Here is a 26,425-nt window from a genome sequence, read left to right on the forward strand (position 1 = left end):
CACGGACGCCCGGGCCGATTCGGCTCGGGCGTCCGTCGTCTCATCGTCGGGCGCCGGCTGCCGGGCGACCGCCGGCCCCGGCGCCGGCCGCGTCCGGCTCGGTGAACGCCCAGTCCGGGAGCGCACCCGTTCCGAGGAAGCGTTCGAGCAGTGCGGCCATCGTGTGCTCCGGGGTCTCGGCGCGGGCGAGATCGACGAGCGCGCCGGCCGCCGAACCGCGGCCGAGCGCCCACGCGAGCCATGCGGCGATGCACAGGGCACCGCTCCGCCGCCCCGCGGGTGCATTGCCGATCGCGAGGGTCACGACCTCGAGGCTGCGATGCACGCGCCCCGGGTCGGGCCGCGTGCAGCTGCGCCCGAGCAGCAGGCGGGCGAGGACGTCGTCCACGGGTTCGGCGCCGGCACGGTCCGGCGCGACGTCGTGCGCCGGCGACCCGACGCCCGCCGTCTCGGGCTCGGCGGCCGCGTCGAGCGCCAGCTCGCCGATCAGCGGCCCGAAGGCGGCCTGCAGCATCATCGCGTCGCGGATCGGCGGCTGCGCGGACAGGTGCAGGAGCCAGCCGAGCTCCTCCGGGCTCCGGGCGTCACCGGCCGCGACGCGTTCCACGAGCACCAGCGGGTCCGCCGCGGCGCCGACCGCGGCCTCGATGGCGTCGAGCGCCTCGCCGACCCGATCCTCGAGCGCTCCGTCGTCTCGAGACGTGCCGTCGAGTCCGTCGAGCACGCCGCGGATGGGCTCGGCCAGGTCGGCCCGAGGCTCCGGGAGGACGACGAGGTCCGCTGCGGTCGTCGCGGGCGGGCGCCCCGTCTCCTTCCGTGCGCGCCGCGCCGCCCGGCTCCCCTCGATGAGCTCCATGCGCCGTCCTCCGGGCGGCAGCGACGCGTCGAGCAGCGACCCCCATCCGTCCGCCGCGACGCACAACGCGTCCCGGACGGCGAACCCGGCCGTCTCGAGCCGGTGTGCGATCGCCTCGATCACGCCTCGCACCGGGACACCGCCGCCGCCGAACGACTCGTCGACGTACGCGACCACCACGGCGGCGTCGACTCGCGGCATCCGGCAGAGCGTCCCGAGGATCGCGCCGGCGGTGGCGTCGATGGTCGCCGCGTCGGGCAGGTCGTGGCGCACCACCCCGACCGTGCGAGCGCCCTCGAACGCGACGCAGACGAGCGAGCGCGCGGGCCGGTAGCCCACGAGATGCGGGACGAGGGCGAGGAAGTCGTGCGCCGTCTCGGCGCGGATGGTCGCGGTCATGCCGACAGCCTGGGTCGGCGCGGTGGTCCGGCGGGGACGATCTGCGTCCCCGTCCACGCTCGCGCCGCCCGGCGACGCTGTGGAGGACGGCTCCGGCACGACCGCGTCCCGTCCTCCACATCGGGACGGGTCGGGCATCGTGCACGCAGTGTCCGATTCCCGCCAGTCGATGACGGCGGGCCCACCTATCCTCGAACCATGACCTCCCCGTACCTCATCCGGTTCGACACGCCGATCGGCCGCATCGAGCTCCTCGCAGACGAGACCGAGATCACCGGGCTCGCGATCGAGCGCGATGGCGCGCTGCCGCACGACGACCTGCCGGAACGGCCGGCGCCCGTGCTCGACACGGCGCGTCGGCAGCTCGACGAGTACTTCTCCGGCACGCGCACGACGTTCGACGTGCCGGTCCGACTCAGCGGCACGCCCTTCCAGCGCGCCGTGTGGGCCGAGCTCCAGCGGCTCGGCTGGGGCGAGGCCATCTCCTACGGCGCGCTCGCCAGCGCGGTCGGCCGACCGGGCTCCGCGCGGGCCATCGGCGGCGCGGTCGGCGCCAATCCGGTGCCGATCATCGTCGGGTGTCATCGCGTGCTGGGGTCCGACGGCCGGGTCACCGGGTACTCGGGCGGCGACGGCGTGCCGACCAAGCTCTGGCTGCTCGCGCACGAGCAGATCGGCTTCGCCGCGTGAGCGGGGTACCGTCCGTCGACGTCGTGGTCGGCGACGACGGGCTCGCCCGGTGCGCGTGGGGCGCGTCCGACCCCGAGTACCGCCGGTACCACGACGAGGAGTGGGGCACACCGCAGCACGACCCGGTCCGGCTCTTCGAGAAGCTCTGCCTCGAGGGCTTCCAGGCCGGGCTCTCGTGGATCACGATCCTCCGTCGCCGACCGGCCTTCCGCGAGGCCTTCCACGGCTTCGACCCGGCTCGGGTCGCCGAGATGACCGACGACGACGTCGAACGGCTGCTCGGGGACGCGCGGATCATCCGGCACCGCGGGAAGATCGAGGCGACGATCGGGAACGCGAAGGCCACGCTCGCCCTCGACGGCACGCTCGACGAGCTGCTGTGGGGCTTCGCCCCGCCACCCAGGCCCGCGCCGCCCGCCTCGTTCGCCGAGGTCCCCGCGACGACGGAGGAATCGATCGCGCTGAGCCGACGCCTGCGCTCGCTCGGGTTCCGGTTCGTCGGCCCGACGACGATGTACGCGCTCATGCAGGCGATGGGCATGGTCGACGACCACGTCGCGGGGTGCCACCGCTCCGGCTCCGGCCGGGCGGCCCACCGGGTGGCCTGACCGACGACTCGGACGGCGGCTCGTGGCTCGCGCGTCGGCGCGGCGGCCCCTCCTCCGCGCACCAGCGCATCGGCGCGTCGCGGTCAGGCGACCAGTTCGAGTTCGTCCGGCGCCGACGGCCGCGTCGCGCCGAGGTCCAGGCGGAAGCCGCTCGTCGCGGCCCAGTCGAGGAGGTCGGCGCGCGTCTCGAGCTCGGGGCGGGACTCGAGCAGGGCTCGCGTGAACAGCCCCTTCGCGCGCTTGTTGAAGTGGTTGAGCGCGCGCCGCCGTCCTGACTCGTCGACGGACACAACGCGCAGGAACACCGAGTCCGGGCGTCGCGGAGCGGGGCCGAGCTCCGCGTAGCCCTCGGAGCGGAGGTCGACGATGAGGCCGTCATGGGCCGCGAGCACGGAGCTCACGGGCTCGCGCCAGAGCGCCCTCAGGCGGAGGCCGGGCAGGCGCGAGTCGTGCGAGAGGCGATACGCCGGGATCGGGTCGGCGGCGCCGAGGAGGCCGAAGAGCGCCGAGTGGATCACGAGATGACGGGAGGCGTACGCCCTGGCCTCCGCAGCCAACGACGGCGAGTCGAGGGCGTCGTAGAGCACCCCCGTGTACCGGTCCATGGCCGGCATCGTGGGCGCTGTCGCGAGCGCTCGGTTGCGGTCGACCTCGGAGGCCTGGCGGGGGCCCAGCTTGAGGGCGCGCATCATGGCCTCGGGGTCGCCCGCGAGGTCGGCGATCGCAGCGAGCGCGGTCGACCGCTGCGCATCGAACGTCCGGTATGCGAGCGCGTGAAGCACGAGCGGCTCGACGTCGCCTCCGTCGCGCTTCGTCTCGGAGGGCGGCAGCAGGACGAGCACTACGCGGAGATGAACTCGAGCGCGGCGTCGACGTTCACGCCGAGCGGTTCCACGCTGTCGATCGTCACGCGCGGCAGCGCGGCCGACGGGCCGGTCCAGGCCGCGTAGCCGTCGAGGCTCTGCTCGACCGCCCGCCACGTCGTCTCGTCGAGGTGCGGGAGGTTCCGCTCGCGCTTCTCGAGCCGCGCGCGGTGCACCGAGGCGTCCGAGCAGACGACCTCGATCACGCGGAGTCGCACGTCCGACCGCTCGGCCAGGTCACGCCATTGCAGGCGCGCCGACTCGGCCGCGTTCACCGCGTCGACGATCACCGTCCGGCCGGAGTCGAGCTCCTTCTCGGCGATCTGCTCGGCGACGAGGTACGCGGCCAGGCCGGTGGGCTGGTCGGCGTCGATGCCCGCCCGCAGGATCGCGGACTCGATCGGATCGACGGACACGACCGTGGCGCCGAGGCGGGCGCCGACGATCTCCCCGATCGTCGACTTGCCCGCACCCGGCAGCCCGGCCATGACGATGAGCTGGGTGACGCTGAGGTCACCGAACTGGCGGTCGAACGGCTGCTCCCCCGGCATCCGCGCTCCCTCAGGCCAGGGCGGCGCGCGACGCGACGACCTGCACCGCGTCGGACTGCACCGAGAGGAACCCGTCCTCCGCGTTCGCGGTGATCTTCTCACCGCCGGGCAGGGTGACGCGCACCTCGCCGCCGGCGAGGATCGCGAGCATCGGCTCGTGACCCGGCAGGATGCCGATCTCGCCTTCGACCGTGCGCGCCACCACCATGGCCGCCTCGCCCGACCAGACTTCCTGGTCGGCCGAGACGACGCTCACGTTGAGGGCGGCCATGCTCAGCCGTTCTCCTTCTGGATCTGCGCCCACTTCTCCTCGACGTCCGAGATCGGGCCGACGTTGAAGAAGGCCTGCTCGGCGACGTGGTCGAAGTCGCCTCGGGCGATCGCGTCGAACGACTCGATGGTGTCCTTCAGCGGCACCGTCGAACCCTCGACACCCGTGAACTTCTTGGCCATGTAGGTGTTCTGCGAGAGGAACTGCTGGATGCGGCGTGCACGCGACACCGTGATCTTGTCCTCTTCGGAGAGCTCGTCGACACCGAGGATGGCGATGATCTCCTGCAGCTCCTTGTTCTTCTGGAGGATCTGCTTGACCGTGGTCGCCACGCGGTAGTGGTCCTCGCCCAGGTAGCGGGGGTCGAGGATGCGCGACGTCGAGGTCAGCGGGTCGACCGCCGGGTAGAGGCCCTTGGACGCGATCTCACGCGACAGCTCGGTGGTCGCGTCGAGGTGCGCGAACGTCGTGGCCGGCGCCGGGTCGGTGTAGTCGTCGGCGGGCACGTAGATCGCCTGCAGCGAGGTGATCGAGTGGCCGCGCGTCGAGGTGATGCGCTCCTGCAGGATGCCCATCTCGTCGGCGAGGTTCGGCTGGTAGCCCACGGCGGAGGGCATGCGTCCGAGCAGCGTCGACACCTCGGAACCCGCCTGCGTGAAGCGGAAGATGTTGTCGATGAAGAGGAGCACGTCCTGCTTCTGCACGTCGCGGAAGTACTCCGCCATGGTGAGCGCCGACAGGGCGACGCGAAGACGCGTCCCCGGCGGCTCGTCCATCTGGCCGAAGACGAGGGCGGTCTTGTCGAAGACGCCCGCCTCCTCCATCTCGTGGATGAGGTCGTTGCCCTCACGCGTGCGCTCGCCGACGCCGGCGAACACGGACACACCGCCGTGGTCCTGCGCGACGCGCTGGATCATCTCCTGGATGAGGACGGTCTTGCCGACGCCCGCACCGCCGAAGAGGCCGATCTTGCCACCCTGCACGTACGGGGTGAGGAGGTCGATGACCTTGATGCCGGTCTCGAACAGCTGCGTCTTCGACTCGAGCTGGTCGAAGCTCGGCGGCTTGCGGTGGATCGGCCAGCGCTCGGTGATCTCGATGGTCTCGCCCGGCTCGGCGTTCAGCACGTCGCCGATCACGTTGAAGACCTTGCCCTTGGTCACGTCGCCGACGGGCACCGAGATCGGCGCGCCGGTGTCGTGCACCTCCTGGCCGCGGACGAGGCCGTCGGTCGGCTTGAGGGCGATGGCGCGGACCACGTCGTCACCGAGGTGCTGGGCGACCTCGAGCGTCAGCTCCGACGTGTGCTCGCCGAGGGTGATCGTGGTCTTGAGCGCGTTGTAGATGTCGGGGATCGAGTCGTGCGGGAACTCGATGTCGACGACGGGTCCGGTCACGCGCGCGATGCGGCCGACGGTGCCCGTCTCGTCCTGGACCGGCGCGGTTGCGGTGTCAGTCATGTTCTCTTCCTTCTGGATGAATCTGGGCTACTTGGCGGAGGAGAGCGCGTCCGCTCCGCCGACGATTTCTGCGATCTGCTGCGTGATCTCGGACTGGCGGGCCTCGTTGGCCAGGCGCGTGTAGTCCGTGATGAGCTTGTCGGCGTTGTCGGTCGCCGACTTCATCGCCTTCTGCGTCGCGGCGTGCTTCGCCGCCGCCGACTGCAGCATGGCGTTGAAGATGCGGCTCTCGATGTAGACCGGCAGGAGGCCGTCGAGGACGGTCTCGGCATCCGGCTCGAACTCGTAGAGCGGGAACACCTCGGCCTTGCCGGCCGGCGCCTCCTCGGCCTCGGCCTCGACGACCTCGAGCGGGAGGAGGCGGGTGACGACCGGCACCTGCGTGATGCGGCTCACGAAGCGGTTGTAGACGATGTGGATCTCGTCGACGCCGCCGTCCGCGCTGTCGCGGAGGAAGGCCTCGAGGACCGCGTCCGCGACCTCCTTGGCCGTCTCGAACTCGGGGTTGTCCGTCCCGCCGATCCAGCTGCGCTCGAAGTCACGGCGACGGAAGCTGAAGTAGCCCACCGACTTGCGGCCGATGAGGAAGTACACGACCTCCTTGCCCTGGCTGCGGAGCAGCTCGGCGAGCTCCTCCGATTCGCGCAGGACCTGCGAGTTGAACGCGCCGGCGAGGCCGCGGTCGGAGGTGAAGATCACGATCGCCGCGCGGTCGACCCGCTCGGGCTCGGTCGTGAGCACGTGCGAGACGTTCGAGTAGCTCGCCACCGCCGAGACCGCGCGCGTGATGGCGTCGGAGTACGGCGTCGACGCGGCGACGCGCGCCTGCGCCTTCTGGATGCGCGAGGCGGAGATGAGCTCCATCGCTCGCGTGATCTTCTTGGTCGTCTGCGCCGACCTGATCTTCTGGCGGTAGACCCGAAGCTGCGCTCCCATGTTTCTCCTGTGTCCTGGCTTCCTGTTCCCGTGGCTCCCGGTCGGGCCGGTTCCGGCCCCTCCCGGGAGCCCCGGGCACTGGGGAAGCGACTAGCGACGACCCTTGACGATCTTCTCCTGGCCGACCTCTTCCTCGTCGATCGCCTCGAACTTCTCGCTGCCGACCGAGGCGAGCGGCTTGCCCTCGCCGGTCTGGAACTCGAGCTTGAACGTGTCGACCTCGGACTCGAGGGTCGCGACCGTCTCGTCGGAGAGCACGTTGGTCTCGCGGAGGTCCGAGAGCACCGACGTGTTGCGGCCGAGGTAGTCGAGGAACTCGCGCTCGAAGCGCAGGATGTCCTCGACGGGCACCTCGTCGAGCTTGCCGTTCGTGCCGGCCCAGATCGAGACGACCTGCTCCTCGACGGGGTACGGCGAGTACTGCGGCTGCTTGAGCAGCTCGGTCAGTCGCGCACCGCGCTCGAGCTGGCGACGGCTCGCGGCGTCGAGGTCGGACGCGAACATCGCGAACGCCTCGAGCGAGCGGTACTGGGCGAGCTCGAGCTTGAGCGTTCCCGAGACCTTCTTGATCGACTTGACCTGGGCGTCGCCGCCGACTCGGGAGACCGAGATGCCGACGTCGACAGCGGGACGCTGGTTCGAGTTGAACAGGTCCGACTGCAGGAAGATCTGGCCGTCGGTGATCGAGATCACGTTCGTCGGGATGTACGCCGAGACGTCGTTCGCCTTGGTCTCGATGATCGGCAGGCCGGTCATCGAGCCGGCACCGAGCTCGTCGGAGAGCTTCGCGCAGCGCTCGAGCAGACGCGAGTGCAGGTAGAAGACGTCACCGGGGTACGCCTCGCGGCCCGGCGGGCGACGCAGCAGCAGCGACACGGCGCGGTAGGCCTCGGCCTGCTTCGACAGGTCGTCGAAGATGATCAGGACGTGCTTGCCGTCGTACATCCAGTGCTGCCCGATGGCCGAGCCGGTGTACGGGGCGAGGTACTTGAAGCCCGCCGGGTCGGATGCCGGCGCCGCGACGATGGTCGTGTACTCCATCGCGCCGGCGTCCTCGAGCGCGCCCTTCACCGAGGCGATGGTCGAGCCCTTCTGGCCGATCGCGACGTAGATGCAGCGCACCTGCTTGGTCGGGTCGCCCGACTCCCAGTTCGCCTTCTGGTTGATGATCGTGTCGATCGCGATGGCGGTCTTGCCGGTCTGGCGGTCACCGATGATCAGCTGGCGCTGGCCGCGGCCGACGGGGATCATCGCGTCGATGGCCTTGATGCCGGTCTGCAGCGGCTCGTGCACCGACTTGCGCTGCATGACGCCGGGCGCCTGGAGCTCGAGCGCACGACGGCCGTCCGTCGCGATCTCGCCGAGGCCGTCGATCGGGGCGCCGAGCGGGTCGACCACGCGACCGAGGTAGCCCTCGCCGACGGGCACCGAGAGCACCTCGCCCGTGCGGGTGACCTCCATGCCCTCCTCGATTCCGGTGAACTCGCCGAGCACGACGACGCCGATCTCGTCCTCGTCGAGGTTCAGGGCGAGGCCGAGCGTCCCGTCCGCGAACTTGACGAGCTCGTTCGCCATGACCGAGGGCAGGCCCTCGACGTGGGCGATGCCGTCGGCGGCGTCGGTGACGTACCCGACCTCGGTCTTCTGCGCCGCGCCCGGCTCGTAGTCCCGGGCGAACTCCGAGAGAGCCGAACGGATCTCGTCGGGGCTGATGGAGAGTTCTGCCATTGCCATTTCCTTTTCTGAGGGCGAGGCCCTGTCTGTACCGCTTGTACAGCTACTGATGTGTCGCGGCGCAGGACGCCGGTCGTTGTCGTCCGGCGTCAGCCGGCAAGCTTCTGCCTCAGGTCGCTGAGGCGGCTGGCGACGCTGCCGTCGATGACGTCGTCGCCGATCTGCACCCGGATCCCGCCGAGGACCTCGGGGTCCACGATGGCGTCGAAGCGGACGCGGCGGCCGGCCTGGGCTCCGAGCGTGCGCTCGAGGCGGGCCAGCTGGTCGCCGGTGAGCGGCGCCGCGGTCGTCACCGTGGCCACGTCGAACCCGCGCTGGTCGGCGACGACGGCGGCTGCACCGCGGAGCATCTCGCCCGTGCGGCGCCCGCGGGGCGACTGGACCAGGTGACGCACGATCAGCGTGGTCGCGGGCGAGGCGACCCGGCCGAGCAGCCGCTCGACCAGCGTGACCTTCGCCTCGACCGAGCCGAGCTTGGAGCCGAGCGCCAGCTCGAGCTCCGCGTCCGAGGCGACCGTGCGCTGGAACGCGTACAGCTCTGCGTCGACCTCCGCATCACCCGCGGCCTCGGCCGCGACGCGGAAGCCGAGCTCCTCGACGCCGTCGAGGAAGTCGGCCTGGCTCGACCACCGCTGCGACGCGGCGCTCACGAGGAGCTTCGCCGAGGCGGGAGCGATCCTGCCGCCGAACACCCGCTCGACGAGCTCGGCCTTCTGCGCGGCGTCGGCCTCGTTGTCGGTGAGGGCCGTCCGCAGCTGCGGCGTGGCGGCGATCACCCGGGTCGCGGCGAGGAGGTCGCCGGCCACCGGGAGCTCGGCCCGGCCGAGCGCGGCGAGCTCGGCTCGCGTGCCGGCCAGGGCCTCTCTCGTAGCGCTGCCCATGGACTACTTCTTCCCTCCTGCGGCGGCCTGCTCGGACGCCTCGAGGTCGGCGAGGAAGCGGTCCACGACGGCCTTGGCCTTGGCATCGTCGGAGAGGGTCTCGCCGACGACGCCCGATGCCAGGTCGATCGCGATGGTGCCGACCTCGGAGCGCAGCGACACGAGCGCCGACTGGCGCTCCGCCTCGATCTGCGCCTGCGCGCTCGCGCTGATGCGAGCGGCCTCGGTCGACGCCTGGTCCTTCGCCTCGGCGACGATGCGCTTGCCGTCCTCGCGGGCGCCCTCGCGGATGCGACCCGCCTCGGCGCGCGCGTCGGCGAGCTGGGCGGTGTACTCCTCGAGCGCCGCCTCGGCCTTGCGCTGCGCCTCGTCGGCCTTGGCGATGTTGCCCTCGATGGCCTCGGCGCGCTCATCCAGCAGCTGCTGCATGCGCGGCAGGGCGTAGCGCCAGAAGAACACGAGGATGATGACGAAGCACACCGACGACCAGAGGATGTCATATCCCGCCGGCAGCACCGGGTTCGGCGTCTCGCCCTCGGTTGCAGCTCTCAGCACTGCGTGAAGCACGTTGGCCTCCTGAAGTTGGACTGGGCGATCAGACGAAGATGAAGCCGGTGGCGATGCCGATGAAGGCGAGCGCCTCGGTGAAGGCGATACCGATCCACATCAGCACCTGGAGGCGGCCGGCGAGCTCGGGCTGGCGAGCGACGCCCTCGATCGTCTTGCCGACGACGATGCCCACGCCGATGGCCGGGCCGATGGCGGCGAGGCCGTAGCCGACCGTCGCGATGTTGCCGTTGATCTCAGCGAGAACGGTGGTTGCGTCCACGTTATGGGTTTCCTTTCTTGGGGTTCCTACGGGCGGATGCCCTGGCTCAGTGCTCCTCCGCCACCGCGAGCTGGATGTAGACCGCGGTGAGGAGGGTGAAGACGTAGGCCTGCAGCACGGCGACGAGGATCTCGAAGACCGTGAACGCGAGCCCGAAGGCGAGCGAGCCGGCGCCGAGCAGGGCGTACCAGCCGCCGAGCTGGAAGACGAAGAACTGCGTCGCCGCGAAGAAGAGCACGAGCAGCAGGTGCCCGACGACCATGTTCATCAGGAGTCGCAGCGTCAGGGTGACGGGGCGGATGATGAAGGTCGAGATGAGCTCGATCGGCGTGACGATGATGTACACCGGCCACGGCACGCCGGCCGGGAAGAGCGAGTTCTTGAAGAAGTTCTTCGGGCTCTCCTTGATGCCGGCGTAGATGAACGTGACGTAGGAGACGACCGCGAGCACCAGCGGCACGCCGATGACGGAGGTGCCGGCGATGTTCAGGAACGGGATGATGCCCGTGATGTTCATGAACAGCACCATGAAGAAGATGGTGGTGAGGATCGGCAGGAACCGCTTGCCGTCCTTCTTGCCGAGCAGGTCGTCGGCCACGTTCACGCGGACGAGGTCGAGCCCCATCTCGACGAGGCTCTGGAAGCGGCCCGGCACGACGCGCATGCGTCGCGTGCCGGCCCAGAAGACCAGCAGCAGTGCGGCGACCGCGATGAACTGGACCAGCGTGATGCGGCTGATCTCGAAGGGCGAGCCCTCGAACAGGAGCGGGCCGGGGAAGAACTCCTCGATCGACGGCCCGTGGAACTCACCATCATTGGTTTCAGTCGGAACCAGCAGGTTCACAGCGTTAGCTAGCAGCGCTATCTCCTGTTTCGGGGCGTGGAGCGGAGCTCTCGCGTCGACGAACATGGAAACGGTCCGGCACCCATGCCGGAGCAGGGCGGAACCGTGGGGGATCGCCCCTACTGTAGCAAGACTTCGCCGCTCCGCCGAATCGCTACACGCTGTAGAAGTCGGCGCCGACCGGGGAGCATGCCGCGCGGCGCATGATCTCCCGTCGCGACGGCGACCGGGGTCCGCAGGACGGCATGGCCGCGAAGCGGAGGAATCTCGCCGCCACCCGGCCCGGAACGCGCGGACGCCGCCCACGTGGGGCGGCGTCCGGAGCGATGGAGCGAGGCGGCGTCAGTCGTCCGAGGGCGGCGGCGGCAGCTGCGCGTCGCTCGCGTAGGGCAGCCGCGAGCGGGCGACGACCAGCACGTCGACCACGAGCGAACCGATCACGCCGGCGACGATCGACAGGAAGAGGACGACCGGATCGAGCCAGTCGGCCCCCCTCAGCAGGACCACGAGCACGATGAACACGATGAACTTCAGCAGCCAGCCGCCGAGCACGATGCCGAAGAACGCGCCGACGAACGCGTCCGAGCCGGCGAAACGGTTCGCGAGCAGGATGCTCGCACCGGTGATGCCCATGAACACCATCGCCATGAGGGTGCCGATCAGCGCGCCGACGAGCCCCTCCGGCCCGGCGAGGACGAACCCGAGGATCCCCCCGACGACGGCGATGCCCGCGGCGATGAGGGCGCCCCAGACGAGGGCGCGTCGGAGGACGGGGTTGGAGGTGGGGGTCCGGTCGGCGGGATCGCGCGGTGCGGCGGTCATCAGGCTCCTGTGGGGTGTCCGCCCGTGTCCGGGCGCTCGGGGGCGGGTCGGGTGGTCGTGGCGGCGGCGAGCTCGTCCAGGCCGGGCGCCGAGGTCGTGCCCGCGGCATCCGCCTCGGCCGCGACGGTCTGGCGCTTGCGCCGCCCGAGCGGCGCGAGCGTGAGCGCCGCGAGGACGACGAATCCGACGCCGAGGAAGAGGAACGCCCAGCTCGAGTCGACCTCGAAGTACACCGGCAGGACGAACGCGAGCAGGCAGCCGAACGAGGCGACGGCGGTCCAGCCGTAGAAGATCAGCACCGCATGCAGGTGCGAGTGGCCCATGTCGAGCAGGCGGTGGTGCAGGTGCTTGCGGTCGGCCGCGAAGGGCGACTTGCCGGCGCGCAGCCGGCGCACGACCGCGAGGCCGAAGTCGAGCAGCGGGATCAGCAGCACCGCGAACGGGATGATGATCGGGATGAACGCCGGGAACAGCTCGTCCGTGCCGAGCTGGGACGGGTCGACCTGCCCGGTCACCGCGATGGCGGACGTGGCCATCAGCAGCCCCACGAGGAGCGCTCCGGCGTCGCCCATGAACAGCTTCGCCGGATGCCAGTTCAACGGCAGGAAGCCGAGGCAGGCGCCGACGACGACGACGGCGAGGAGGGAGGCGAGGTTGAAGTAGTTCGTCGGCGACGTCTGCTGCACGAGCAGGTAGGAGTACAGGTAGAACACGCCGCTCGAGATCAGCGCGACGCCCGCGACGAGCCCGTCGAGGCCGTCGATGAAGTTGATGGCGTTCATCACGAGCACGATCGTGAAGACGGTCACCGTCGCGCTCATCCAGCTCGACCCGACCGTGATCCCGCCGTCGGGGCCGCCGATGGGCAGCGAGACGATCGAGACGCCCTGCCAGGCGATGAGCCCGGCGGCGATGAACTGGCCGGCGAGCTTCGTGAGCCAGTCGAGGTCCCAGATGTCGTCCGCGACGCCCATGCCGACGATGAGTCCGGCCGCGAGCAGGATCGCCAGCACCTGGAACGGGTCCTTGAACACGATCTGCAGGTTCGCGAAGCGGTCGATCCCGAGCGCGGACACCCACGCCGCGGCGGCGAACGCCACGAGGATGCCGAGGAACATCGCGATCCCGCCGAGGCGCGGCGTCGGCCGCGTGTGCACGTCGCGCTCCCGGATCTTCGGGTAGAGCCGGTACTTCAGGCTCAGCTTCCAGACCACGAGCGACCCGGCGAAGGTGACGACCGCCGTGACCAGCGCGAGGACGACGAACAGGGTCATGAGGCGGCGGGATCCGTCCGTTCCGCGGTCGAGCCCTCGCGGTCGCCGGCGGATGCCGCGACGGGCGCGTCGTCGGCGGGCGCACCGGCCTCGGGCGCGTCGCCGGCGGGCGCACCGGCCTCGGGCGCGTCGGCCCCGACGGGCGCGTCGCCGTCCGAGGCCGCATCGCCGTCCGACGTGCCGCCGGCCGGCTGCAGGAGCTCCTCCCCCACGACCTCGGCGATGCGCTCGCGCGAGATCACGCCCGCACGCACGATGCGGAGAACGCCCGCGCCGTCGGCGTCGACGCCCGTGGCGTCGACGATGGTCGAGGACGTGTCGCCCGGGCGCTCGCCGATGGCGTCGTACCCCGTGCCGGCCGGGCCGCCGTCGAGGTAGACCGCCACGCGGTCGCCGAGCATGTCGGCGGCCCCCTCGGCGGTGGTCGCCGACGGCATGCCGGAGAGGTTGGCGGACGAGACGGCGAGCGGGCCCGTCTCCGAGAGGAGCTCGAGCGCGATCCGCTGGTCGGGCATGCGGAGGGCGACCGTCCCCCGCGTCTCGCCCAGGTCCCACTGCAGCGACGGCTGGGCGCGCAGGATGACCGTGAGCCCGCCGGGCCAGAACTCGGCGACGAGCCGGCGCACCGCGTCCGGCACCTCGACCGCGAGCGCGTCGAGCGTCGGGATGCCGGGGACGAGCACGGGCGGCGGCGACGTGCGCTCGCGGCCCTTCGCGTCGAGCAGGCGCTGCACGGCGGCCGGGCTGAACGCGTCGGCGGCGACGCCGTAGACGGTGTCGGTGGGGATGACGACGAGCTCGCCGCTGCCGATGGCGCGACGGGCCAGGCGCATGCCGGCGAGGAGCTCGGACTCGACCGAGCAGTCGTGGATGAGTGTCATGACCGCTCGATTCTAGACGTGGCCGCCCGGCCGGCGCTGGGCATGGGGATGCCGCGTCCCGCATCGCGGCGACGGGTCCCGCCGTCGCACCGCCTCACCGGCGGGCCGTGGTCACCCGGTCGCGGCCGGTGAGGTCGCGGTGATGGGCGATGGCGTGCCATCCGTCGGCCGAGAGGACGGCGGCGATGGCCTCCGACTGCGCCTCGCCGTGCTCGACCATGAGCGCCCCGCCCGGGTGCAGGAGCTCGAGCGCTCGGCGCGACAGGATGCGCACGACATCGAGCCCGTCCGGACCGCCGTAGAGCGCGTGCTCCGGATCGTGCAGGCGCACCTCCGGGTCCCGCGGGATCGCGTCGTCCGGGATGTACGGCGGGTTGGAGGCGACGACCGACACGCGCCCCTCGAGGTCGCCGAGCGCCTCCGCCAGGTCGCCGAAGACGAGCTCGAGGTTCGGCGCACCGACCTCGTCCACGTTGCGGCGCGTCCACGGGAAGGCCTCGGGCGAATTCTCGACCGCCCACACCCGGGCGTGCGGGACCTCGGTCGCCATCGACAGCGCGATCGCGCCGCTGCCGGAGCCGAGGTCGACCCCGATCGGCTCGGGACCGGCGGCCGCGCGGAGGGCGTCGATCGCCAGCTGCGCGAGCAGCTCGGTCTCCGGACGCGGCACGAACACGCCCGGCCCGACGGCGAGTTCGAGCGATCGGAAGGCCGCCCGGCCGGTCAGGTGCTGCAGCGGCTCGCGGCGCGCGCGCCGCGCGACGAGGGCGTCGAGGGCCGCGGCATCCGTCGCCGACAGCTCGCCGCCGACGACGACGCGCGCGTGCACGCCGCCGCGGGAGAGCCCCAGCACGTGGCCGAGCAGCAGGTCCGCGTCGACCTCCGGGTCCGGCACGCCCGCCTCGGCGAGCGCGCGCACGGTCCCGTCGCGCACCTCGCGCAGCGGTCGGGACGAGGGCTCCTCGGAGGTCGCATTCACGCAATGGAATGTAACCCACTCCCGGCACGTCCCCGCCCTCCGTATGCTGGTGCGCGGCACGACGCCGCCGTCACGAGAGGGAGCGAGATCATGGCCCAGGTCTACGAGAACATCACCGACGTCTTCGGGAAGACGCCGCTCGTGAAGCTGAACCGGGTGACGGACGGCGCGGGGGCCACGGTGCTCGCCAAGCTCGAGTTCTACAACCCCTCGGCGAGCGTGAAGGACCGCCTCGGCATCGGCATCGTCGACGCCGCCGAGGCGTCGGGCGAGCTGCAGCCGGGCGGCACGATCGTCGAGGGCACGAGCGGCAACACCGGCATCGCCCTGGCCATGATCGGCGCGGCGCGCGGCTATCGCGTCGTCATCGCGATGCCCGAGACCATGAGCAAGGAGCGCCGGGCGCTGCTGCGCGCCTACGGCGCCGAGCTCGTGCTCACGCCGGGCGCCGAGGGCATGAAGGGCGCCGTCGCGCGCGCCGAGCAGATCGCCGCGGAGACGCCGGGAGCCGTGCTCGCCCGCCAGTTCGAGAACCAGGCGAACGTCGACATCCACCGCCGGACCACGGCGGAGGAGGTCTGGGACGACACCGACGGCGGCGTCGACATCTTCGTGTCGGGCATCGGCACGGGCGGCACGATCTCCGGCGTCGGCCAGGTGCTCAAGGAGCGCAAGCCCGAGGTGCAGGTCGTCGGCGTCGAGCCGCTCGAGTCGCCGATCCTGAACGGCGGCCAGCCCGGCCCGCACAAGATCCAGGGCATCGGCGCGAACTTCGTGCCCGCGATCCTCGATCGGGACGTCTACGACGAGATCATCGACGTGAACATCGACCAGTCCGTCGCGATGGCGCGCCGCCTCGGCGTCGAGGAGGGCATCCTCGGCGGGATCTCCTCGGGCGCGACCGTGCAGGCGGCGCGCGAGCTCGCCCTGCGCCCGGAGAACGCGGGCAAGACGATCGTGGTGATCGTGGCCAGCTACGGCGAGCGCTACCTCTCGACGGTGCTCTACGAGGGCCTGCTGGACTAGGCGCCGCGGACGATCTGGTTGACTGGACGGGTGGGAATCCTCGGCCGCCTCAGGGAAGACATCGCGACGGCCCGGTCCCACGACCCCGCGGCGCGGAGCCGCATCGAGATCGTGCTGGCCTACTCCGGCCTGCACGCGATCTGGGCGCACCGCCTGGCGCACCGCATGTGGCAGGTGACGGTCCTGCGCCTGCCGGCGCGCGTGCTGTCGCAGCTCGTGCGCTTCCTCACGGGCATCGAGATCCATCCGGGCGCGACGATCGGGCGGCGGTTCTTCATCGACCACGGCATGGGCGTCGTGATCGGCGAGACGGCGATCGTCGGCGACGACGTCATGCTCTACCACGGCGTCACCCTCGGCGGGAAGGCGCCCCGCGGCGCCCCGCGCGGTGCGAAGCGCCACCCGACGCTCGGCGACGGCGTGACGGTCGGCGCCGGGGCGAAGGTCCTCGGCGACATCGAGGTCGGCTCCGGCAGCGCCATCGGTGCGAACGCGGTCGTCACTAGGGGCGCACCGCCGCACTCGCTGCTCGTGGGCATCCCGGCGGTCGCGAAGCCGCTCTCCCCCGCGACGGCCGACGCGGCACGCGGCATGCACGACTGGCACGTCGACTTCCACATCTAGGTGCACGCGCACGACGGATGCCGCGGCATCCGCCTGCGGACCACCGGTCGCGAGCCCCGCGCCGTACTCGTCGCCGGCTCGCCCCTCAGAGCGGCAGGAACATGACGTGCAGGCCCACGCGACCGTGTCGCGGGGACCGGAACGCACCGGGGACCGTGCCGACGACCTCGAACCCCACGGAACGCCAGAGCCGGACCGCGCGCTCGTTCGAGGCGACGACCGCGTTGAACTGGATGCCCTCGAACCCCTCGCGCCGGTGCCACTCGACGACCCACTCCGCCAGCCGGCGGCCGACGCCCGATCCACGCGCGTCGGTGGCGACCATGAACGACGCGGTCCCGATGTGGTCGCCGTGGCCCGGACGGTTCGGACCCATCTTCGCGGTGCCGACGACCCTGCCGTCGACCTCGGCCACGACGGTCAGGCCGGGCGGAGCCTCGATCCAGGTCGCGCGGGCCTCCTCGGGCGACATCGCGGTCGGGTAGACGTACGTCTCGCCCTCGCGGACGACCTCGCCGATGATCGCGAGGACCGCCGCCCAGTCGCCCTCGGCGAACGGTCGGATCGAGACGTCGCTCACTGGTCGCCGAGTTCGGCGAGCCGCGACTCCTCGTCGGCGTGGACCGCGGACTCGATCACGGGATCGAGCGCGCCGTCCATCACCTGGTCGAGGTTGTACGCCTTGTAGCCCGTGCGGTGGTCGGCGATGCGGTTCTCGGGGAAGTTGTACGTGCGGATGCGCTCCGAGCGGTCCATCGACCGGATCTGCGACTTCCGCGCGTCCGACGCGGCGGCCGCGAGCTCCTCCTGCTGGCGGGCGAGCAGGCGCGCGCGCAGCACGCGCATCGCCGCCTCGCGGTTCTGCAGCTGGGACTTCTCGTTCTGCATCGCCACGACGATCCCGGTCGGCAGGTGCGTGATGCGCACCGCCGAGTCGGTCGTGTTCACCGACTGGCCCCCGGGACCGGAGGAGCGGTAGACGTCGATCTTGAGGTCGTTCTGGTTGAGCTCGACCTCCTCGGGCTCGTCCACCTCGGGGAAGACGAGCACGCCCGTCGTCGAGGTGTGGATGCGCCCCTGCGTCTCGGTGACCGGCACGCGCTGCACGCGGTGCACGCCGCCCTCGTACTTCAGGTGCGCCCACACCCCCTGCGAGGGGTCGCTCGCGTTCGACTTGATCGCGACCTGCACGTTCTTGTACCCGCCGAGGTCGGACTCGTCGCGCTCGAGCAGCTCCGTCTTCCAGCCCTTCGACTGCGCGTACTGGATGTACATGCGCAGGAGGTCGGCGGCGAAGAGGGCGCTCTCCGCGCCCCCCTCGCCGCCCTTGATCTCCATGATCACGTCACGGCCGTCGTCGGGGTCACGCGGGATGAGCAGGCGCCGCAGCCGCTCCTGCGACTCGGCGAGGTGCTCCTCGAGTCCGGGGATCTCCTCGGCGAACGCCTCGTCCTCCTTGGCGAGCTCGCGCGCCGCCTCGAGGTCCTCCTGAGCCTGCGTCCACGCGTCGTTCGCGGCGACGATCCGGCTCAGCTCCGCGTAGCGCCGGTTCACGCGCTTCGCGCGCGCGGCGTCGGCGTGCAGCGCCGGGTCCGCCAGCTCCTCCTGGAGCGCGGCGTGCTCGGCGATCAGTGCCCGGACGGACTCGAACATGGATCAGCGGTGGTGGTCGGACTCGTGGCCGTGGCCGTGCCCGTTCCCGTTGCCGCCCACCGGCGCCGACTTCTGCATGAGGAGCAGGAACTCGGTGTTCGACTGCGTCTCGCGGAGGCGCCCGAGCACGGCCTCGAGGGCCTGCTGCGGCTCCAGGCCGGCCAGCGCGCGGCGCAGCTTCCAGGTGATCTTGACCTCGTCGGGCGAGAGCAGCATCTCCTCGCGACGCGTCGACGATGCGTTGACGTCCACGGCCGGGAAGATGCGCTTGTCGGCCAGCTGGCGCGACAGGCGCAGCTCCGAGTTGCCGGTGCCCTTGAACTCCTCGAAGATCACCTCGTCCATCTTCGATCCGGTCTCCACGAGCGCGGTCGCGAGGATGGTCAGCGAACCGCCGTTCTCGATGTTGCGCGCGGCGCCGAAGAAGCGCTTGGGCGGGTACAGCGCCGACGCGTCGACACCGCCCGAGAGCACGCGACCGGATGCCGGGGCCGCGAGGTTGTAGGCACGGCCGAGGCGGGTGATCGAGTCGAGCAGCACGACCACGTCGTGCCCGAGCTCGACGAGGCGCTTGGCGCGCTCGATCGCGAGCTCGGCGACCGTGGTGTGGTCCTCCGCCGGACGGTCGAAGGTCGACGCGATGACCTCGCCCTTGACCGTGCGCTGCATGTCGGTGACCTCCTCGGGGCGCTCGTCGACGAGCACGACCATGAGGTGGACCTCGGGGTTGTTGATCGCGATCGCGTTCGCGATCTGCTGCAGCACGATCGTCTTGCCGGCCTTCGGCGGCGCGACGATCAGCCCGCGCTGGCCCTTGCCGATCGGCGCGACCAGGTCGATGATGCGCTGCGTGAGCTTCGTCGGCTCGGTCTCGAGGCGCAGGCGGTCCTGCGGGTAGAGCGGCGTGAGCTTCTGGAAGTCGACGCGGGTCGCGGCCTCCTCGGCGCTCTGGCCGTTGACCGAGTCGATCTTGACGAGCGCGTTGTACTTCTGGCGGCTGTTCGACTCGCCCTCGCGCGGCTGCTTGATCGCACCGACGACGGCGTCGCCCTTGCGCAGGTGGTACTTCTTCACCTGTCCGAGCGAGACGTACACGTCGCTCGGGCCCGGCAGGTACCCGGTCGTGCGCACGAAGGCGTAGTTGTCGAGCACGTCGAGGATGCCGGCGATGGGGATCAGCACGTCGTCGTCGAGGATCTCGGGCTCGACCTCATCGGCCTGGCCCTGCCCGCGGCGCTTGCGGTCGCGGTAGCGGTTGCGTCGCCCGCCGCCGCCCTCGCCGTCGGCCTGCTGCTGGTCGCCGCGGCCGCCCTGCTGGCCACGACCGCCCTGCTCCTGCTTGCCCTTGTCGGCGTCGCCGCCCTGGCGGCCCTTGTCGCCGTCGGACTGGCGGCCCTTGTCGGCGTCGCCGCCCTGCTTGCCCTTGTCGGACTCGCCCTGGCGGGCCTTGCCGTCGCCGCCCTGGCGGCCCTTGTCGGCGTCGGACTGGTCGTCGCCCTTGCGCCCGCCCTGCTGGTCGGGCTTCTGCGCGTCGCCCCGGTCGGCGCCGCCGCGGCGGCCCCGGTTCCGGCTGCGACCCTGGCGCGGCTCCTGCGCGGCCTGCTCGCCGCCCTCGCCCTTCGCGCCCTCCTCGGCGGGCTCGCCGGAGCGACCGCCGGTGGCGGCGGCCAGCTCCTCGCGCACGGCGGCGCGCGCCGCCTCGCCGGCGTCGGCGCCGGCCGGCGTCGCCTCGGCTGCGGCCCGGGCGGTGCCCGCGCCGTCGCGGGACTCCTCGCCGGGGACGAGCTCGATGCCGGTCAGGCCGGCGTTCGCGTGCTGCGCCGCGGCGGTCGCGGTCGTCGCACGACGCGACTGGCGGGCTCGGCGGGGCTCGGCGGCCTCGGCGGCCGGAGCGGACGCCTCGGCGGCCGGTGCGTCGGCCTCGCGCTCGGGCTCGGCGGCCGGGGCCTCGGGCACGTCGGCGGCCGGGGCCTCGGGCGCGTCCGCGGCCTCGGGCACGACGACGTCGTCGGCCGGGGCGGCGGTGCCGTCGGCGTGGGCGGAGATCAACTCCACGAGGTCTCCTTTTCGGCGCTTCGAGGCACCCGCGATGCCCAGGGAGGCGGCGAGCTCCTGGAGCTCGGCGACCTTCATGGTCGACAGGCGGGTGCGGTTCGCCACGCCCTCGGCGTGGTCGGTTCCGTTGGTCACTGGGATTGTCCTTTCCCCTGGCCGGGCATCGGGGGTCGGCCGAGGAGAGTTCGTCGCGGCACGTCGCAGACGTGCGCACGGGGCGCAGATCTGCGCGATGGCGAAAGCATGAGATGCCGGGAATCGCACCGAACGGCCACGACGCGGATGGTGCAGCGCCTGCCGGGTGCGGGTTCCAGTCTAGCACCGGGCGGTGACGCCTCCGACCACGCGCCACGCCGCGTCGACGGCGTCTCCGGGAGGTGCCGGCGGCGTCAGTCCCGGTCGGCGGCGGTCACGGTCGCACCGAGGAAGTCCACGGCCAGCGGCAGCGCCTGCCACGCGGTGTCCGCCGACTCCTCGACCAGCCGCACCGCATCAGCGCGCTCGCTCGGGTCGCTCGCGAGCACCAGGATCGACGGTCCGGCGCCGGACACGACGGCCGGGTGCCCGGCCGCGCGGAGGAGCCGGATGAGCCGGTCGGTCTCGGGCATCGCCTCGGCGCGGTAGCTCTGGTGGAGCTTGTCCTCCGTCGCCGCGAGGAGGAGCTCGGGGCTCTGGATGAGCGCCGCGACGAGCAGCGCCGACCGCGAGACGTTGAAGACGGCGTCCTCGTGGGGCACCGACTGGGGCTGGAGGCTGCGGGCGAGCGCGGTCGACATCTCGTGCTCGGGCACGAGCACGAGCGGCGACACGCCGCGGTGCACCATGAGCTTCTTGTGCCGCGGCCCGTCGGGCGTCATCCACGCGATCGTCAGTCCCCCGAAGAGCGCCGGGGCGACGTTGTCGGGGTGCCCCTCGAGCTCGGTGGCCAGCTCGAGCAGGTCGTCGGCGGAGAGGTCGAGCTCGGGCTCGAGCAGTCCCTTCGCGGCCATCACGCCCGCGACGATCGCCGCGCCGGAGGAGCCGAGGCCGCGCCCGTGCGGGATCGCGTTGTGCGCGACGAGGCGGATCGACGGCAGCTCGCGGCCGTACCGCGAGAACGCGTGCGCCATGGCCCGGACGACGAGGTGCGACGCGTCGAGCGGCACCTCGCCCGCACCGACGCCGTGCACCTCGATCTCGAGCCCGTCGTCGATCACCTCGACGTCCAGCTCGTCGTAGCGCGCGAGTGCGAGCCCGAGCGTGTCGAACCCGGGGCCGAGGTTGGCCGACGTCGCCGGCACCTTCACGTGCACACGGCGGCCCACGAGAGTCGCCTCCGGCGCCGGCGTCGCCTCGGCCGAGGCCGCGCTCATGCGCCGAGCCCCAGGGCCTCGGCCACGTGCGCCACGTCGGCGGGCACGACGGTCGGGGCGACCTCGGAGCCGTCGGGCAGGCGGAGCGCCCACTGGGGGTCCTTGAGCCCGTGCCCGGTCACCGTCAGCACGACGCGCGAGCCTGCCGGGACCATCCCCGCCTCCGCGCGGTCGAGCAGGCCCGCCACGCTGATCGCGGATGCGGGCTCGACGAAGACGCCCACCTCGGCGGAGAGGATGCGCTGGGCCTCCAGGATCTTCTCGTCCTCGATGGCGCCGAAGTAGCCGTCGGTGAGGTCGCGCGCCTCGAGCGCGAGGTGCCACGATGCGGGGTTGCCGATGCGGATGGCGCTCGCGATCGTCTCCGGGTGCCGCACCGGCTCGCCGCGCACGAGCGGCGCGGAGCCGGCGGCCTGGAAGCCGAACATGCGCGGCAGCCGCGTGGCGTTGCCCGCCTCGATGTCCTCGCGGTACCCGCGGGTGTACGCGGTGTAGTTGCCCGCGTTGCCGACCGGGATGAAGTGCAGGTCGGGCGCGTCGCCGAGCACCTCGACGACCTCGAACGCGGCCGTCTTCTGCCCCTCGATGCGGTCGTTGTTGACCGAGTTGACCAGGTGCACCGGGTAGTTCTCGGCCAGGTCGCGGGCGATGTCGAGGCAGTCGTCGAAGTTGCCCTGGATCTGGATCAGGTGCGCGTCGTGGGCGATCGCCTGGCTGAGCTTGCCCATGGCGATCTTGCCCTCGGGCACGAGCACGGCGGCCCTGATCCCGGCGTGGGTCGCATAGGCCGCGGCGGATGCCGAGGTGTTGCCGGTCGACGCGCAGATGACGACCTCGGCGCCCCGCTCGACGGCCTTCGTGACCGCCATCGTCATGCCGCGGTCCTTGAACGAGCCCGTCGGGTTCATGCCCTCGAACTTCACCCAGACGTCGGCGCCCGTGCGCCGCGAGAGCGCGGGGGCGGGCAGCAGCGGCGTGCCGCCCTCGCCGAGGGTCACGATCGGGGTGGCATCCGTCACGTCGAGGCGGTCGGCGTACTCGCGGATGACGCCGCGCCACTGCCGGGACGGCGCCTTCGTAGCCTGCTGGTTCACTCTGCTCCTTCGACTCGGATCACGGATGCGACGGAGGTCACGACAGGGCTGTCGGCGAGTGCGGCGACCGTCTGTGCGAGCGCGGACTCACGCGCCCCGTGGGTGCCGATCACCAGCGTAGCCCGGCCGGTCCCGTCGTTGATGGTCTGCTCCAGCTCGCCGACGGACACGCCGTGGTCCGCGAAGACGTGGGCGATGGTCGCCAGCACGCCCGGCTGGTCGGCCGCCTCGATCGTGATCGCGTACCGCGTGGTGATACGGCCGATCTCGAGCACGGGCAGCTCGGCGTGGGTCGACTCCGCCGTGCCCGGGCCGCCGAGCACGTGGCGGCGGGCGATGGCGACGAGGTCGCCGAGCACGGCCGAGGCCGTCGGCACGCCGCCGGCGCCGGCGCCGTAGAACATGAGCGGCCCAGCGGCGGCCGCCTCGACGAACACCGCGTTGTTGGCGCCGTGGACGGCCGCGAGCGGATGGCTGCGGTGCACCATGGCCGGGTAGACGCGCGCCGACACGCCCTCCTCCCCCGTCTCGGGGTCGGCCAGCCGCTCGCAGATCGCGAGGAGCTTGACGACGTACCCGGCGCGGCGCGCCGACTCCACCTGCGCGGCGGTCACGCCCGTGATGCCCTCCCGGTGGACCGCGTCGATGGGCACGGCGGTGTGGAAGGCGAGGCTCGCGAGGATCGCGGCCTTCTGCGCGGCGTCGTAGCCGCCGATGTCGGCCGTCGGGTCGGCCTCGGCGTAGCCGAGGTCCGTGGCGGTGGCGAGCGCGTCCTCGAGCGAGGCCCCGGTCGTGTCCATCCGGTCGAGGATGAAGTTCGTGGTGCCGTTGACGATCCCGAGGATGCGCTCGATGCGGTCGCCGGCGAGGCTGTCGCGGAGCGGGCGGATGATCGGGATCGCGCCGCCGACCGCCGCCTCGTACGACAGCTGCGCGCCGACCTGCTCCGCCGCGGCGAAGAGCTCGGGACCGTGCGTCGCCAGCAGCGCCTTGTTGCCCGTGACGACGTCGGCGCCGGAGGCGATCGCCTTCAGGACGAGCGTGCGTGCCGGCTCCAGCCCGCCCATGAGCTCGATCACGATGTCGGCGCTCACGATCAGCGACTCGGCGTCGGTCGTCAGCAGGTCGCGCGGCAGGTCGACGTCGCGCGGCGCGTCGACGTCGCGCACGGCGATGCCGACCAGCTCGAGGCGTGCGCCGATGCGGTTGGCGAGCTCGTCGCCCTGCTCGAGCAGCAGCCGGGCGACCTGGGAGCCGACCGAGCCGGCGCCGAGCAGCGCCACGCGGATGGAACGGTATTCGATCATGCGGTGACTCCGTGTGCGTCATCGTCGTGGTCGGTGAGGCCGGCGTCGCGCGCGAGGAGGTCCTCCTCGCGCTCGCCGTGCACGATGACGCGCGCGGTGCCGCCGGAGACGGCCACGACCGGGGGTCGCGGCACGTGGTTGTAGTTGGAGGCGAGCGACCAGCAGTACGCGCCGGTGGCGGCGACCGCGACGAGGTCGCCGGGCGCGACGTCGTGCGGCAGCCAGTCGTGGTCGACCACGATGTCGCCCGACTCGCAGTGCTTGCCGACGACGCGCACGAGCGCCGCCGGGTCGTGGGAGGTCCGGGACGCGAGCCGGACCGTGTAGTCGGCGCCGTACATCGCGGTCCGGATGTTGTCGCTCATGCCGCCGTCGACGGAGACGTAGTGGCGCCATCCGTCGTCGGTGGGCACGGGCTTCACGGTGCCCACCTCGTAGAGTGTCACGCCGGCGGGCCCGATGATCGAGCGGCCGGGCTCGAAGGCGAGGCGCGGCACGGGCACGCCGTGACGCTCGCACGCGACGGCGACCGCCCGCGCGATGCCGTCCGCGATGCGCTCGATCGGCGCGGGCCGGTCGGCTTCGGTGTACGCGATGCCGAAGCCCCCGCCGAGGTTGAGCTCGGGCACGGGCGCGACGGCGGCGAGCTCGGCGTGCACGGCCAGCAGCCGCTCGGCCGACTCGGCGAAGCCCGCGGCGTCGAAGATCTGGGAGCCGATGTGGCAGTGGAGGCCGACGAAGTCGAGCGACGGATGCGAGCGGATGGCGGCGACGACGCGGGCGGCGTCGCCGAGCGCGATGCCGAACTTCTGGTCCTCGTGCGCGGTGGCCAGGAACTCGTGGGTCGAGGCGTGCACGCCCGAGTTGACCCGGAGTCGCACGCGCTGCACGCGGTGCGCGCGCGCGGCGGCCTCCGCGACGCGGCGCACCTCGATCTCGCTGTCGATGACGATGGTGCCGACGCCGGCCGCGACGCCGCGTTCGATCTCGCGGAGCGACTTGTTGTTGCCGTGGAAGCCGATGCGCGCGGGATCCGCACCCGCGGCGAGCGCGACGGCGAGCTCGCCGCCCGTGGCGACGTCGATCGAGAGCCCCTCCTCCGTCATCCACCGGACGACGGCGGCGCAGAGGAACGCCTTGCCCGCGTAGTAGACGCTCGCGGTCGTGCCGATGCGCTCCGTCGCGCGCTCGAAGGCCTGGCGGGTCCGCACCGCACGGGCGCGCGCGACCCGCTCGTCGACGACGTAGAGCGGGGTGCTGAACCGGTGCGCCAGCGTCTCGGCGTCGACGCCGCCGATCACGAGCCGTCCCGCCTCGTCGCGGTGCGCGCCCTGCGGCCAGACCGACGGGGCGAGGGCGTTGGGATCCGCGGGCGCGACCGGCAGCGCGTGGACGGATGCGCTGGATGACACGGGAACCTCACGGGACGATGGAACGACGGATCACTCGGACGGCGAGCGAACCCGGATCGGTTCCTGAAGCCTCGGTGCGACGCCCTTGTGGGGCGGCGTACGGCGAGTCTACCGACGCGGATGCCGGTGGCCGAATCGGTGACGCCGTGCGGCGGCCCGGCCCCGCGGCGATCCCGTCCGGCGCGCGTGGACGCCGACGTCGACCGCGCCGCGGAGGGTCAGCCGCAGCTGCCGGTCGTCTGGAGGGTCTCCTCCGCGAGGGGCAGTCCGGATGCCTCGAGGCGCACCGTGACCCGGTCGGGCTCGACCGCCACGCCCGAGACCTCGACGCCCTCGGGGAGCCGGTCGGCGACGCAGATCGGGACCGGATCTCCGCCGAGGATGCCGTCGACGAGGCCCGACGCGTCGAGGCTGCCGCCCGCCGCGGTGATGTCCGCGGCCACCGGCGTGAGCAGGATGCGGTCGCCCGCGGCCTCGGGCTCCGCGGTGATCGAGAAGCCGACCGGGATGCCGAGGAAGCGGATCTCGTCCTCGTAGGCGACGGTGCCGTCGCCGAGCGTCAGTCCGCCGGGGATGCCCTGCGACGCGGCGATCTCGTCGACGGCGTCGCCGTCGACCGACGCCACGACCTCGGCCCGCTCGACCGGTTCGCCCTCCCCCAGCGGCACGCCGTGCGCGGTCACCCGGACGTCGACCGGCACCCCGAACACGTCGAGGCCCGACGACGTGGCGACCATCTCGTCCATGCTCCCGGTGACGACCTGCCAGAGCGCCGAGACGCCGTGGATCTCGACGTCGACCTCGCCCGAGACCCCCTCCGGGAGGCTCCGCTCGATCGAGGCGGCCACGTTCCGCTCCGCGATGGCCCGACCGACGGTCTCGACGAGCACGAGCAGCGCGGCGACCACGACGAGCAGGACGATGACGACCACCGCGACCCGGACGCCGGAGCGCCGGCGCGGCGGCTCGCCGCCGCGGCCCACGGGATCGACGGGCACGGTCTCGGCATCGGGCGAGGTCATGC

At 72.2% G+C, this 26,425-nt stretch carries 27 protein-coding genes; 4 read left to right on the plus strand and 23 right to left on the minus strand.

Annotation, left to right across the window (positions count from 1 at the left end; genetic code table 11):
- Positions 1-40: 40 nt before the first annotated feature.
- Positions 41-1,255 carry a DUF4192 family protein gene (locus ABD230_RS13480; protein ID WP_344375092.1) on the minus strand — a complete coding sequence of 405 codons (1,215 nt, stop codon included), beginning with the start codon at positions 1,253-1,255 and terminating at the stop codon, positions 41-43.
- Between the two features lie 198 nt (positions 1,256-1,453).
- Between ABD230_RS13480 and ABD230_RS13485 the strand changes: the two genes are divergently transcribed.
- Positions 1,454-1,945, plus strand: coding sequence for a methylated-DNA--[protein]-cysteine S-methyltransferase (locus ABD230_RS13485; RefSeq protein ID WP_344375095.1), 492 nt, complete (start codon positions 1,454-1,456; stop codon positions 1,943-1,945).
- Positions 1,942-2,553: a DNA-3-methyladenine glycosylase I gene (locus ABD230_RS13490; RefSeq protein WP_344375098.1), complete on the plus strand. Its 612-nt coding sequence runs from the start codon at positions 1,942-1,944 to the stop codon at positions 2,551-2,553. The genes ABD230_RS13485 and ABD230_RS13490 overlap by 4 nt, the downstream gene beginning before the upstream one ends.
- An 83-nt stretch (positions 2,554-2,636) precedes the next feature.
- Here the strand turns inward: ABD230_RS13490 and ABD230_RS13495 are convergent, their stop codons facing one another.
- The 14 genes from ABD230_RS13495 to prmC all read right to left on the minus strand — a co-directional run bounded on the left by ABD230_RS13495 (position 2,637) and on the right by prmC (position 14,842).
- Positions 2,637-3,395 carry a YaaA family protein gene (locus tag ABD230_RS13495; RefSeq protein WP_344375102.1) on the minus strand — a complete coding sequence of 253 codons (759 nt, stop codon included), beginning with the start codon at positions 3,393-3,395 and terminating at the stop codon, positions 2,637-2,639.
- Complete coding sequence (locus ABD230_RS13500) at positions 3,395-3,967, minus strand: P-loop nucleotide/nucleoside kinase family protein (protein ID WP_344375107.1); 573 nt, start codon at positions 3,965-3,967, stop codon at positions 3,395-3,397. Before ABD230_RS13500 ends, ABD230_RS13495 begins: the two co-directional genes overlap by 1 nt.
- Before the next feature lie 10 nt (positions 3,968-3,977).
- Entirely contained in the window at positions 3,978-4,238 is a 261-nt protein-coding gene (locus ABD230_RS13505) for a F0F1 ATP synthase subunit epsilon (RefSeq protein ID WP_067947101.1), read from the minus strand.
- A 2-nt stretch (positions 4,239-4,240) separates the two neighbouring features.
- On the minus strand, positions 4,241-5,698 hold the full coding sequence (gene atpD / locus ABD230_RS13510; RefSeq protein ID WP_344375111.1) for a F0F1 ATP synthase subunit beta: 1,458 nt from the start codon (positions 5,696-5,698) through the stop codon (positions 4,241-4,243).
- Between the two features lie 27 nt (positions 5,699-5,725).
- Positions 5,726-6,634 carry a F0F1 ATP synthase subunit gamma gene (locus tag ABD230_RS13515; protein WP_344375114.1) on the minus strand — a complete coding sequence of 303 codons (909 nt, stop codon included), beginning with the start codon at positions 6,632-6,634 and terminating at the stop codon, positions 5,726-5,728.
- Between the two features lie 90 nt (positions 6,635-6,724).
- Complete coding sequence (gene atpA, locus ABD230_RS13520) at positions 6,725-8,362, minus strand: F0F1 ATP synthase subunit alpha (protein WP_344375117.1); 1,638 nt, start codon at positions 8,360-8,362, stop codon at positions 6,725-6,727.
- Between the two features lie 95 nt (positions 8,363-8,457).
- Positions 8,458-9,249 (minus strand): F0F1 ATP synthase subunit delta, encoded by a 792-nt coding sequence (locus ABD230_RS13525; RefSeq protein ID WP_344375119.1) that lies wholly within the window; start codon positions 9,247-9,249, stop codon positions 8,458-8,460.
- A 3-nt stretch (positions 9,250-9,252) separates the two neighbouring features.
- A complete protein-coding gene (locus tag ABD230_RS13530; protein ID WP_344375122.1) occupies positions 9,253-9,816 on the minus strand; it encodes a F0F1 ATP synthase subunit B in 564 nt (187 codons plus the stop codon).
- A 28-nt stretch (positions 9,817-9,844) separates the two neighbouring features.
- Positions 9,845-10,078 carry an ATP synthase F0 subunit C gene (gene atpE, locus ABD230_RS13535; RefSeq protein WP_344375125.1) on the minus strand — a complete coding sequence of 78 codons (234 nt, stop codon included), beginning with the start codon at positions 10,076-10,078 and terminating at the stop codon, positions 9,845-9,847.
- A gap of 46 nt (positions 10,079-10,124) precedes the next feature.
- A complete protein-coding gene (gene atpB / locus ABD230_RS13540) occupies positions 10,125-10,922 on the minus strand; it encodes a F0F1 ATP synthase subunit A (RefSeq protein ID WP_344375128.1) in 798 nt (265 codons plus the stop codon).
- Between the two features lie 342 nt (positions 10,923-11,264).
- Positions 11,265-11,744: a Cg1360 family ATP-synthase-associated protein gene (locus ABD230_RS13545; protein ID WP_344375131.1), complete on the minus strand. Its 480-nt coding sequence runs from the start codon at positions 11,742-11,744 to the stop codon at positions 11,265-11,267.
- Positions 11,744-13,018: an MraY family glycosyltransferase gene (locus ABD230_RS13550; protein WP_344375134.1), complete on the minus strand. Its 1,275-nt coding sequence runs from the start codon at positions 13,016-13,018 to the stop codon at positions 11,744-11,746. The genes ABD230_RS13545 and ABD230_RS13550 overlap by 1 nt, the downstream gene beginning before the upstream one ends.
- The gene (locus tag ABD230_RS13555) at positions 13,015-13,899 is read right to left on the minus strand and encodes an L-threonylcarbamoyladenylate synthase (protein ID WP_344375138.1); all 885 of its coding nucleotides are present in this window, start codon (positions 13,897-13,899) and stop codon (positions 13,015-13,017) included. The genes ABD230_RS13550 and ABD230_RS13555 overlap by 4 nt, the downstream gene beginning before the upstream one ends.
- 94 nt (positions 13,900-13,993) lie before the next feature.
- A complete protein-coding gene (gene prmC / locus ABD230_RS13560; protein WP_344375712.1) occupies positions 13,994-14,842 on the minus strand; it encodes a peptide chain release factor N(5)-glutamine methyltransferase in 849 nt (282 codons plus the stop codon).
- A gap of 126 nt (positions 14,843-14,968) precedes the next feature.
- On the opposite strand from prmC, the gene cysK reads away from it, so the two are divergent.
- Positions 14,969-15,904 (plus strand): cysteine synthase A, encoded by a 936-nt coding sequence (gene cysK, locus ABD230_RS13565; protein ID WP_344375141.1) that lies wholly within the window; start codon positions 14,969-14,971, stop codon positions 15,902-15,904.
- 30 nt (positions 15,905-15,934) lie between these two features.
- Positions 15,935-16,528, plus strand: coding sequence for a serine O-acetyltransferase EpsC (gene epsC / locus ABD230_RS13570; protein WP_344375144.1), 594 nt, complete (start codon positions 15,935-15,937; stop codon positions 16,526-16,528).
- An 85-nt stretch (positions 16,529-16,613) separates the two neighbouring features.
- Here the strand turns inward: epsC and ABD230_RS13575 are convergent, their stop codons facing one another.
- From ABD230_RS13575 to ABD230_RS13610, 8 genes are all read right to left on the minus strand, one after another.
- On the minus strand, positions 16,614-17,108 hold the full coding sequence (locus ABD230_RS13575; RefSeq protein ID WP_344375148.1) for a GNAT family N-acetyltransferase: 495 nt from the start codon (positions 17,106-17,108) through the stop codon (positions 16,614-16,616).
- Positions 17,105-18,181, minus strand: a complete 1,077-nt coding sequence (gene prfA, locus ABD230_RS13580; RefSeq protein ID WP_344375150.1) for a peptide chain release factor 1 — start codon at positions 18,179-18,181, stop codon at positions 17,105-17,107. Before prfA ends, ABD230_RS13575 begins: the two co-directional genes overlap by 4 nt.
- A gap of 3 nt (positions 18,182-18,184) precedes the next feature.
- Positions 18,185-20,314, minus strand: a complete 2,130-nt coding sequence (rho, locus tag ABD230_RS13585; protein WP_425546241.1) for a transcription termination factor Rho — start codon at positions 20,312-20,314, stop codon at positions 18,185-18,187.
- 311 nt (positions 20,315-20,625) lie between these two features.
- A complete protein-coding gene (thrB, locus tag ABD230_RS13590) occupies positions 20,626-21,588 on the minus strand; it encodes a homoserine kinase (RefSeq protein ID WP_344375156.1) in 963 nt (320 codons plus the stop codon).
- Positions 21,585-22,682 (minus strand): threonine synthase, encoded by a 1,098-nt coding sequence (gene thrC / locus ABD230_RS13595; RefSeq protein WP_344375158.1) that lies wholly within the window; start codon positions 22,680-22,682, stop codon positions 21,585-21,587. Before thrC ends, thrB begins: the two co-directional genes overlap by 4 nt.
- Positions 22,679-23,989: a homoserine dehydrogenase gene (locus tag ABD230_RS13600; protein WP_344375161.1), complete on the minus strand. Its 1,311-nt coding sequence runs from the start codon at positions 23,987-23,989 to the stop codon at positions 22,679-22,681. Before ABD230_RS13600 ends, thrC begins: the two co-directional genes overlap by 4 nt.
- Positions 23,986-25,401, minus strand: coding sequence for a diaminopimelate decarboxylase (gene lysA, locus ABD230_RS13605; RefSeq protein ID WP_344375162.1), 1,416 nt, complete (start codon positions 25,399-25,401; stop codon positions 23,986-23,988). The genes ABD230_RS13600 and lysA overlap by 4 nt, the downstream gene beginning before the upstream one ends.
- A 218-nt stretch (positions 25,402-25,619) precedes the next feature.
- Complete coding sequence (locus ABD230_RS13610) at positions 25,620-26,423, minus strand: LmeA family phospholipid-binding protein (protein ID WP_344375164.1); 804 nt, start codon at positions 26,421-26,423, stop codon at positions 25,620-25,622.
- Positions 26,424-26,425 lie beyond the last annotated feature (2 nt).

Source organism: Agromyces tropicus (genome assembly GCF_039531345.1).
Classification (GTDB): domain Bacteria; phylum Actinomycetota; class Actinomycetes; order Actinomycetales; family Microbacteriaceae; genus Agromyces; species Agromyces tropicus.